Source organism: Crocosphaera sp. Alani8 (assembly GCF_038442745.1).
GTDB lineage: Bacteria > Cyanobacteriota > Cyanobacteriia > Cyanobacteriales > Microcystaceae > Crocosphaera.
Genome location: NZ_JARVCN010000204.1, coordinates 1 through 6000 on the forward strand (window position 1 = coordinate 1; position 6000 = coordinate 6000).

At 36.4% G+C, this 6000-nt stretch carries 7 protein-coding genes; 3 read left to right on the forward strand and 4 right to left on the reverse strand.

All coding sequences use genetic code 11. The annotated features are described in order from the left end of the window. From P9B04_RS12785 to P9B04_RS12795, 3 genes are all read right to left on the reverse strand, one after another. The coding region (locus tag P9B04_RS12785; protein WP_342055376.1) for a carotenoid oxygenase family protein at window positions 1-337 on the reverse strand (337 nt) is incomplete at its 3' end. Between the two features lie 129 nt (window positions 338-466). Beyond that, the gene (dcm, locus tag P9B04_RS12790) at window positions 467-1411 is read right to left on the reverse strand and encodes a DNA cytosine methyltransferase (RefSeq protein ID WP_342055377.1); all 945 of its coding nucleotides are present in this window, start codon (window positions 1409-1411) and stop codon (window positions 467-469) included. 53 nt (window positions 1412-1464) lie between these two features. After that, window positions 1465-2529: an LOG family protein gene (locus P9B04_RS12795; RefSeq protein WP_342055378.1), complete on the reverse strand. Its 1065-nt coding sequence runs from the start codon at window positions 2527-2529 to the stop codon at window positions 1465-1467. A gap of 195 nt (window positions 2530-2724) precedes the next feature. Here P9B04_RS12795 and P9B04_RS12800 point away from each other — a divergent pair, with 195 nt between their 5' ends. The 3 genes from P9B04_RS12800 to crtD all read left to right on the forward strand — a co-directional run bounded on the left by P9B04_RS12800 (window position 2725) and on the right by crtD (window position 5326). Further along, window positions 2725-3282 carry a metal-dependent hydrolase gene (locus tag P9B04_RS12800; RefSeq protein WP_342055379.1) on the forward strand — a complete coding sequence of 186 codons (558 nt, stop codon included), beginning with the start codon at window positions 2725-2727 and terminating at the stop codon, window positions 3280-3282. After that, window positions 3263-3703: a GNAT family N-acetyltransferase gene (locus tag P9B04_RS12805; protein WP_342055380.1), complete on the forward strand. Its 441-nt coding sequence runs from the start codon at window positions 3263-3265 to the stop codon at window positions 3701-3703. The genes P9B04_RS12800 and P9B04_RS12805 overlap by 20 nt, the downstream gene beginning before the upstream one ends. A 111-nt stretch (window positions 3704-3814) precedes the next feature. Further along, complete coding sequence (gene crtD / locus P9B04_RS12810) at window positions 3815-5326, forward strand: C-3',4' desaturase CrtD (protein ID WP_342055381.1); 1512 nt, start codon at window positions 3815-3817, stop codon at window positions 5324-5326. Window positions 5327-5385: 59 nt separating this feature from the next. On the opposite strand, the gene P9B04_RS12815 is transcribed toward crtD, so the two are convergent. After that, entirely contained in the window at window positions 5386-5934 is a 549-nt protein-coding gene (locus P9B04_RS12815; protein WP_342055382.1) for a hypothetical protein, read from the reverse strand. Between the last annotated feature and the right edge of the window lie 66 nt (window positions 5935-6000).

A 6000-nucleotide genomic window follows, 5' to 3' on the forward strand; every position in this document is an offset into this window, starting at 1 on the left:
CTTTGTCCCCTAACTTTCGGCGAGTCCCCCCAGACTTTTTGAGAAGCTTCGGTTTGTTGGCCTCTTTTTCTAGGTGATAACCACGGGTTTGAACAAAGCGGTTACGGTAGGTTGCTGTGCTGTTTTCTATGTGTACTCCGTGAATCATACCGTCTCCATCGAACCAATGATACTCCCCCATAGGACTAAATTGGGGGTTGGGACCATTTCTGAGAAACATTCCCTGTAAATTCTGAGGTATTTCTCCAATAACTGTTAAATTATCAGCCGTAGTTTCTTGATTAACAGGTGCAAAGTTTCCTGAAAGATAGGGATTAATTTTAATGGTTGTGGTCATTTTAAACTTTTATTTTTTTTCTTTACTATCATAACAAATTGCTTATTTTTTATAAACTAATAGCGTAAAGTTAACTTTAATTTCGTTTAATAAATTAATTATTGATTCTTCTTTCCCTGGAATAAACTTCTAATTTGTGATTATTTCCCTTATATTTTCAGCGATACGACGGATAAGGGAAACAGTAACAGAATTACCAATTTGATAATAGAGTTTGCTGTCTGCTAAGTCAGGGAATTTAAAGCTATCAGGAAAACCTTGAAACCTTGCGCATTCTCTAGGGGTTAGTTTGCGAATACCGTAGTCATCTAAAATGATAGGAACATTGTGTCCTCCCGTTCCCATATTTGCTGTTAAAGTGGGACAAACATTACTTTGATTTTCTCGCACATAAACCCGCCGCCACTGATAAACTGTATCCCAAGAGTTCATTGCTTTTTTTAATAACGGATAATATTTATGAGTTTTATGATAATAATATTTATTGGGTTTCTTTTGAGTATCAATTAAATCTCGAATTGTGGTTTTTAGTTTAATTGGTTTGGGAAACTGAAACGAGGTTGGGTTTTTAATCTGATCTCGATTAAAACCTACAATAAAAATTCTTTCTCGATTTTGGGGAATGTTAGCATGAGTCATCGTGTTGAGAACTTGATAGTGAAGACAATAACCTAATTCATCTTCTAGGATATTCTGCATTTTAGAGAAGGTTTTACCGCTATTGTGTCCGGCTAAATTTTTGACATTTTCTAATAAAAAAACATTTGGTCTATGGTAATGCAAAATACGAGCAATATCAAAAAATAGTGTTCCCCTGGTATCTTCAAATCCTTTGCGATAACCAGCAACTGAAAAAGCTTGACAGGGAAAACCTGCTAATAATATGTCATGAGAAGGAATATTATGCGCGTCAATTTGAGTAATATCCCCTTGGGGTAGTTGGTTAAAGTTAGTGAGATAAGTTTTTTGAGAGTTTGTATCCCATTCTGAACTAAAGACACATTTATCTAGTCTTTTTCTTTCAAAACCTAATCTCAAACCACCTATACCTGCAAACAAATCAATTATTTTCATCTTCTATTTAGTTAACCCAAATTAATTATTGATTATCCTTTATCCATTAATAATTATTTCCATTCTGGATGGGGTTCTATGGGTAAACAAGTACCAAATTTATTAATTTGATTAATCATTTGATAAAGTCGCCCTGAATTAACTCGATTAAAGTGTAAAGTTAAACGGGGAAGATTAGCTGTTTCCTCATTTACTTCCGCAGGTAAAGCTGAACTTTTCTCAATTCGTCCTTTTACTAAACTATCGCTGTATTCTTCGTTCAATTTTTCCAGTTGTTCATCGGTTAATTCTGAGTTGAGACGCAGCACTAATAAATCATCAATATAGCAACTAGAATGATAAACACAATAAAACTCACGAATCACATTACAAGCAGTGGCTAAACTATCAGTAATAGTGTAAAGACTGGAATCTTCTGCACTGATTAAACCCCGAGACAATAAGTTATTATAATTATATTGGTTCCAAGTTTTCCAATAGTCTCCCCCAGGTTCATCAATTAATACCAAAGGGCAAGGTCCATACTTCCCTGTTTGACACAAAGTTAAGGTTTCAAATGCCTCATCTTGTGTACCAAAACCACCAGGAAATAAAGCCACTGCATCGCTTTCTTTTAAGAAGAAAAGTTTACGGGTAAAAAAGTATTTAAACTTGATTAATTTCTCGTCTCCAGCAATAAAAGGGTTCGTTCCTTGTTCAAAAGGCAAATCAATATTTAAACCAAAAGAATGTTCTCGTCCTGCTCCTTCATTCCCTGCTTCCATGATACCTCCTCCTGCCCCTGTGAGTACCATAAAGCCCAACTGAGTGATGTAACGAGCAAATTCCAGTGCAAGACGATATTCTGAACTTTGGGGGGATAGACGGGCTGAGCCAAAAATGGTAACCTTACGGGTATGGCGATGGGGATAAAATACCTGAAAGCCTCTTTCTAGGTCTTCTAGGGCAGTGGTTAGAATCTTCCAATCTGAGTGATCAACTTCTTCCCCTGCAATGCGTAATAGGACTCCTAAAGCACGCTCTATCAATTTACCATGTTGATGATCTGCTAAGTTGTGGATCAGTTTTTCGGTGTCTGAGGAGAGAGAAAATTGCGGGTTATTGGCAGATAAGGTCATAATTAGGGCAATATAACTAAAATAGAAAAACTATTGACACATTAAGAGTCAGAAAGAGTTAGATTATTTCATCTCACTGTATTGCTACTTACTCTTATTCTACCTAAGTTGTGAGCAAATCAAAAATCTAATCGTCTTTCAATTACAGAGAAACTAACTCTATTAGAACAAGTAAAAAATACTTAAATTTTTCAAATGGCATCTCCTATTGGTCATAGTTTAGCTGGTTATTTTATTTTTTTGGGAGTTTGTAAAAACCCCAGATTTCTACAAGCTTGTTCCTCAAAAAAGCTAATTATCACTGCTATTATAATTGCTAATTTGCCTGACATTGATTTTATTTTAGGTTATTTATTTTATAATGATTTTAGTGCTATTCATCGTCAGTTTACCCACAGCTTTTTTGTGGGATTTTTTGTCTGTATCATTATTTACTTTTTCTTGAGAGTTTATAACAAAATACCTTATTATTTTTTAGTTTGGTTGTTGGGTCTTTATTTTAGTCATATTTTATTAGATATGTTGGCTTATGATGCTAATTTTCCCACTGGTGTTCAGTGTTTTTTTCCTTTTACCTCCCATTACTTTGCCTTCCCTATCTCTATTTTGGGAGGACTTACTTTTACAGGGGGAATTATCCAACTGAGTAATTTTCTAACTGTTTTACAAGAAATGTTTGTTATTCCTTTACTGTCATTGATTGTTTTATTTCTCTTCAAAAATATAAGAAAACATGAAAAAAGTAAAAATTGAGATTACTAACTATCAAGACCAACTAGAAGCCATCAAAAAGATCAGGTGTTATGTTTTTCAGGAAGAGCAAGGTGTAGATTATGCTTTGGAATTCGATGGTTATGATTATGATTGTGTTCACTTTTTAGCTTATTTAGATGAAGATGCAGTAGGAACAACAAGAATTAGATCTATTGACGAAAACATCGTAAAAATAGAACGATTAGCTGTTTTATCCAAAGTAAGAGGTCAAGGGATTGGGACAATGTTAATGGAATCAGCGATCGCTTTTATTAAAGAACAAAAAAAATACCAAAAAATTGTTATTCACGCTCAAGTTTATGTTCAAAAATTGTACGAAAAATTAGGATTTGAACCAGTGGGCGATCGCTTTATAGAAGCAGAAATAGTCCATATAAAAATGGTTAAATTCCTTAGTTAACAGTTAAGGATTATCAGTGGTCGAAGATTGAATTAAGAAATAAAGGGAAACTTAGGTGAATTATTTAATATAATTAATATAATGTAAACTTTTATAACAAATATTTTAACCGTGTCTGAACAAATTATAGTTGTAGGAGCAGGAATCGGTGGATTAACCGCCGGAGCATTACTTGCCCGTCGGGGGTATGATGTAACTGTGTACGAACAAGCCTATGTACCTGGGGGTTGTGCTTCTACTTTTAAGCGTCGAGGGTTTACCTTTGATGTAGGAGCAACCCAAGTAGCAGGGTTAGAACCAGGTGGCATTCATCAGCGCATTTTTGAAGAATTAGAAATAGACTTACCCCCCGTAACCCCTTGCGATCCCGCCTGTGCGGTTTTTTTACCCGGAGAAACCCAACCCATCAGTGTGTGGCGAGATCGCGAAAAATGGCAACAAGAAAGACAAAAACAGTTCCCCGGAAGCGAACCCTTTTGGCAATTATTGGCTAAACTATTTCGAGCAAGTTGGAAGTTTCAAGGACGAGATCCCGTGTTACCCCCTCGTAACCTCTGGGATATGTGGAAACTCACCAGTGCGTTACGGTTAGATACACTAATTACAGTTCCTTTTACCTTGATGACAGTAGGAGATGCTTTGCGGTTGTATGGATTGTACAGCGATCGCAGATTAAAAACCTTCCTCGATTTACAGTTAAAATTATACTCCCAAGTGGATGCCGACGAAACAGCTTTACTCTACGCCGCAACAGCGTTAGGGGTGTCCCAGGAACCTCAAGGATTGTACCATTTACAAGGAAGTATGCAGGTGTTGAGCGATCGCTTGGTTGAAGGGTTAAAAAAATATGGAGGAAAGCTGTTCACTGGTCACTCTGTAGAGACAATAGAAATCCTTGAAAACAATAAAACTAAAGTTATCATTCGTCGTCGCAAAAAAGATGAAACCATCACACAAACAGTTGATCATGTAGTAGCTAATGTTCCCGTTCAAAATTTAGTTAAAATGCTCGAGACACCAGCTAAACCCTTGTTTAATCTGTATCATAGAAGAGTTGATAAACTCCCCGAAGCATCCGGCGCTTTTGTTATTTATTTGGGAGTCAATGAACAAGCTATCCCGGAAAATTGTCCCCCTCACCTCCAATTTTTCTACGATTATGAGGGAATTATTGGGGAAAACAATTCCTTGTTTGTTTCTGTTAGTAAACCAGGAGATGGTCGAGCAAAAGAAGGACAAAGAACAATTATTGCCTCTAGCTTCACCGATACTCAAATATGGGACAATATTAGTGAGGAAAGATATGAAAAATTAAAACAACAATATAGCCAAGAAGCGATCGCCCGTTTAAGCAGTTATTTCCACCTCAATGCTGACACAATTATTCATCAAGAAGCAGCTACCCCTCGCACTTTTGCCCATTATACAGCCAGGGATAAAGGAATAGTGGGAGGTGTCGGCCAGAGAGTTTCTACCTTCGGACCCTTTGGTATTGCTACCCGTACCCCGATTAAAAATATTTGGTTAGTGGGAGACTCTACCCACCCCGGAGAAGGAACCGCAGGGGTCAGTTATTCCGCCTTAACTGCGGTGAGACAGATCGGAGACTTAAATACTCCATAATATAATCGTTGTACCCGCATCTTAGGGTAATCAAGGGGATGGCATTGTTCATATAGCGGTTATAGGATAGGGATAACCTCACCAAAAATCTCATTGGATAATTCTACTAACTCTGCATCTTGGAAAATTGTTTGCCAAAATACATTATCTTGAAATTCCTTCCATCGCTCTAAAACTTTCATCTCTTGTGCCTTATGATCTAGGTTTAAACCATCAAATGAGCTACCTTTCATAGTAGCCACTCTATTATAGGCTTCACCAATACTCTCAAAGCCTAGATTTTGAGCTATATGAATGCGATACTTAGGGTCTACAAACCAGTGATTATAATTAAGATAAATTCGCTGTAGCCCCCCATTAAAATCAGGTGCAGCAATAAATTCCTTTGCATAAGCTTTGTAAAGATTAATATAAGTTTTATAGTCCTCCTTAGAAGGATCGATCATATTTGATTTTATTAAACTAGCGAATAAATTGTAAGGATCTCTTAAGATTAAGATCTCATATCTTTTGAGACTTAAACCAATAAAATTTTGGTATTGTTCGGTAAAATATTGTAACCTTTCATCATTCGGATAAATATCTTCATAACTATATATGAAGTACATTTTTTTTGCTTGACGAAGCTTCTCAAAAAGTCTGGGGGGACTCGCCGAAAGTTAGGGGACAAAGAT

Bases quoted from the DNA above. Each gene is read 5' to 3' on its own strand.
- dcm (WP_342055377.1), bottom strand. From the start codon at position 1,411: ATGAAAATAATTGATTTGTTTGCAGGTATAGGTGGTTTGAGATTAGGT.
- P9B04_RS12795 (WP_342055378.1), bottom strand. From the start codon at position 2,529: ATGACCTTATCTGCCAATAACCCGCAATTTTCTCTCTCCTCAGACACC.
- P9B04_RS12800 (WP_342055379.1), top strand. From the start codon at position 2,725: ATGGCATCTCCTATTGGTCATAGTTTAGCTGGTTATTTTATTTTTTTG.
- P9B04_RS12805 (WP_342055380.1), top strand. From the start codon at position 3,263: ATGAAAAAAGTAAAAATTGAGATTACTAACTATCAAGACCAACTAGAA.
- P9B04_RS12815 (WP_342055382.1), bottom strand. From the start codon at position 5,934: ATGTACTTCATATATAGTTATGAAGATATTTATCCGAATGATGAAAGG.